This is a genomic window from Zavarzinia sp., assembly GCF_041650655.1.
In the GTDB taxonomy this organism is placed as follows: domain Bacteria; phylum Pseudomonadota; class Alphaproteobacteria; order Zavarziniales; family Zavarziniaceae; genus Zavarzinia.
The window spans coordinates 1-3,753 of the sequence record NZ_JBAZKR010000195.1 but is presented as its reverse complement, the minus strand read 5'-3'; the positions used below and the strand labels follow the sequence as shown (position 1 = coordinate 3,753).

General features: G+C 69.0%; 3 protein-coding genes. 2 read left to right on the top strand and 1 reads right to left on the bottom strand.

Annotated features, from left to right (window positions below; all coding sequences use genetic code 11):
• The coding region (locus tag WC493_RS22025) for a substrate-binding domain-containing protein (RefSeq protein ID WP_373068570.1) at window positions 1-637 on the top strand (637 nt) is incomplete at its 5' end.
• Entirely contained in the window at window positions 638-2,860 is a 2,223-nt protein-coding gene (locus WC493_RS22020; protein WP_373068568.1) for an EAL domain-containing protein, read from the top strand.
• Here WC493_RS22020 and WC493_RS22015 read toward each other — a convergent pair.
• A partial coding sequence (locus tag WC493_RS22015; RefSeq protein ID WP_373068566.1) for a hypothetical protein occupies window positions 2,853-3,753 on the bottom strand: 901 nt, incomplete at its 5' end. The two genes, WC493_RS22020 and WC493_RS22015, sit on opposite strands and share 8 nt — an antisense overlap.

Here is a 3,753-nt window from a genome sequence, read left to right as displayed (position 1 = left end):
GAGCCTTGGCAGCGGCGGCGGAATCAAGGCCGTGCTGGCGGGGGCCATCGAGGTCGGCGTTTCCTCCCGTCCCCTGAAAGAGGGGGAACGGGGAGCCGGCGCCATCGAGACCGAGTACGGGCGCACGCCGTTCGTGTTCGCCACCGCGGCCTCGAGGCCGGACCCCGGCCTGGGCCTGAAGGACCTCGCCGACATCTACGCGGGAAGGAGGGACCGGTGGCCGGACGGCACCCGCATCCGCCTGGTGCTTCGACCGGTCGGCGACTCCGACAGCGACATGATCAAGGACATGTCGCCCGCCTTGCGGGAGGCGCTCGGCGAGGCCGAGAAGCGCAAGGGAACCGCCTTCGCGGTGACCGACCAGGACGCCGCCGACAGCCTGGAAAAGATCCCGGGCGCGCTGGGCCCGACCACGCTGGCCCAGATCCTCGCCGAGGGGCGCGCCTTGAAGGCGCTCCGTCTCGATGGCGTCGAGCCGAGCGTCGATGCACTGGCCAGCGGACGCTATACCCACCACAAGCGGCTCTTCCTCGTGACCACCGCCAGGTCGACTCCGATGGCGAGCGAGTTCGTCGCCTTCGTGAAGTCGGCCAATGGCCGCGCGATCCTGGCCCGGACTGGTCACTGGGTGAAGTAATTGCGTTCCGCCGGAACCATCGGAACGCCGGTCGCCGCCGCGAGCCGCTCCCGCCTGGTCTTCGTCCTGGCCTGGGCGGTGTCGGTCTCCATCGCGCTCGCCCTGCCGGTGACCTATTTCGGCATCGGCTACGCCGCGCTGGTGTCCGCCTTGCGGACGAAAGCCGAGGTCAAGGCGGAAATGATCAACGAGCTGGTCAGCCACTCGCCGGACCTGTGGCGGTTCCAGGGGCACCGCCTGAAGGAGATCCTCGTTCGTTTCCCGCTGGATCCGGAACAGGATGCGGCGCAAATCGTCGATGCCTCCGGGGTCGTCGTGGCTGAAACCGATCACCTGGTGGCAGCGCCCGCCGCGGCGCACGCCGTCGCGCTGCACGATTCCGGCGAGGTGGTGGGGCAGGTCGTGCTTCGCAAGTCCCTTCGCGGCGTTCTCGCCTTCACCGCGCTGGCGGGATTGCTCGGATTGCTCCTGGCGGGCACGGTCCTTGGCACGGTCCGGGCGCTGCGCATCCGCGAGCGCCGGGCCGCCGATGCGCTTTTCGAGGACCAGGAGCGCGCCCGCGTGACGCTCCATTGCATCGGCGATGCGGTCATCACGATCGATCGCCAGGAGACGATCGAGTACCTCAACCCCGTGGCCGAGGCGCTGACCGGCTGGACGCTCGCCGAGGCCGCCGGGCAGCCGCTGGCGAGCGTGCTGCGCCTGATCGACGAGGACACGATGGAGCCCGTGCAGAACCCGATGGCGCAGGCATTGCGCGACGGCAAGGCCGGTTCGCTCGCTCCCCACGTGTCCCTGTTGCGGCGCGACGGCAGCGCGGTGGCCATCGACGACAGCGCCGCGCCCATCCACGACCGCGACGGCAAGGCGATCGGCGGCGTGCTCGTCTTCCACGACGTGACCGCGGCGCGCAGCATGACGCAGCGCATCACCTGGGCCGCGACCCACGATTCCCTGACGGGGCTCGTCAACCGCCGGGAGTTCGAGAGCCGCGTGGACGCGGCGCTGGCGAGCGCCCGCGGCTCCGCGATCACCCATGCCCTTTGCTACATGGACCTCGACCAGTTCAAGGTCGTGAACGACACCGCCGGCCACGCCGCCGGCGACGCGCTGCTGAAGGAGCTTTCCCTCCTGCTGCTCGACAGGCTGCGCAAGTCCGACACGCTGGCGCGGCTGGGCGGCGACGAGTTCGGCGTCCTTCTCGAAGGATGCCCCTTCGAGCGCGCCGAGCTGATCGCCGCGGACCTGCTCGCCGCGGTGCGCGACCTGCGGTTCAGCTGGGAGTCGAAGTCGTTCGCCGTCGGCGTGAGCATCGGCCTGGTTCCGATCACGAGCGAGAGCGCGAGCCGGACGGACATCTTCGCCGCCGCCGACTCCGCCTGCTACTCGGCCAAGGAGCAGGGACGAAATCGCGTCTGCACCTTCCGCAGCGCCGGCGTCGAGCTCGCCGATCGCCGCCGCGACATGAATTGGGCCGGGCGGATCGGCAGCGCCCTCCAGGAGGACCGGTTCGTGCTCTATTACCAGCCGTACCGGGCCCTCGCCAAGGAGGGCGAAAGCGGCAACCACATCGAGATCCTCCTGCGCCTGGTCGACGAGGAGGGCAATCTCGTCCTTCCGGGAAGCTTCATCCCCGCCGCGGAGCGATACAACCTGATGCCGTCGATCGACCGGTGGGTGATCCGGGCTACTTTTTCCCGATACCACGAGCTGGTCGCCTGCCTGGGCGCGCCCCTGACCTGCGCCGTGAACCTCTCCGGCACCTCCCTCGGCGACGAGGACCTTGCGCAGTACATCGGCGAACAGGCGCGGCTATTCGCCATCGGGCCGGGCGCGATCTGCTTCGAGATCACCGAGACGGCGGCGATCAACGACCTGCGGCGCGCGACGCGATTCATCAAGGCGGTCAAGGAGCTCGGGTTCCTTTTCGCCCTCGACGACTTCGGCAGCGGAAGCAGCTCCTTCGGCTACCTCAAGAACCTGCCGGTGGACTTCCTGAAGATCGACGGCGCATTCGTGCAGGACATCGCCACGGATCCCCTGGACCGCGCCATGGCGGAGACCATCAACCGCATCGGCCACCTGATGGGCCTGAAGACGATCGGCGAGTTCGCCGAAACGGATGGGGTGATCGAGGAACTGCGGGCGATGGGCGTCGACTACGCCCAGGGCTACGGGATCCAGGTGCCGCAGCCGCTCCCGGTGGCCGCCGGAATCAGTTGACCGTCACGGGAGGCACCCGCCGCAGGACGAGCGATGGCCCCTCCTGCAGGTGCTCGGCGAAGCGGATGTTGCGGCGGACGGCCTCCATGTAGAGGTTCTCGCCGCCGAAGTGCTCCCGCGCGTACTGGTACGTGCCGCCGAGATCGTGGTCCAGGCGCTTCGCCGCGGACACGAAGAAGCCCGGCGTCTTGCGGATGAGGTCCTCGGCGGAGGCGAAGACGGTCACCTCTCCCGTGCCGGTCATGCGCCGCGCGATGCCGCCATCGACGAATTCCGGATAGAGCCGGTCATGGCATTTCTCGAGGTAGCAGCGGTCGGACATCTGGGCAATGATGTCCGCGGAACCCAGCAGGCTGCCCAGCAGGCGAAGCGACGGCTCCGGCAGACGGATCGTCGCGACGGCGCGCTCGTAGCTGGTGAAGTGCAGGATCGGCGCCGCCACGGCCACGAATTCGCCCATCCCGATCGTCGGCAGGTACTCGCGCAGGAAACGGCCGCCGCGCGAGACGTGCGTGCGCGTGTATTCCGCGCCGCGGCGGTGCCGGCGGTCGCCGCGGCGGCGCAGGTAGCCCACGTCGTGGAAGAGCGCGCAGACGATGCCCAGCGAGAAGAGCCTCTCGCCGATGGCCGGCGAGTCGACGCGGGACCGCTCGTAGCCGTCGAGGAGCCGGGCCATGGCGAGCGATACCTCCAGGACGTGCTGCAGGTCGTGGTAGGCGGTATCGCACTTCCCGTAGGCGGCATTTTCGCCGCGGTAGAGCGCGGCCGCGTCGTCGAAGGCCTGGAGGAATGCGGGGATTGGGGATTGCGGGTAGAGGCCGCGGTGGATCCGGCCGACTTCAAGCTTCACGCAGACCGGGTCCGTGGTGTTGATCCGGTTGCTGACGTCGAAT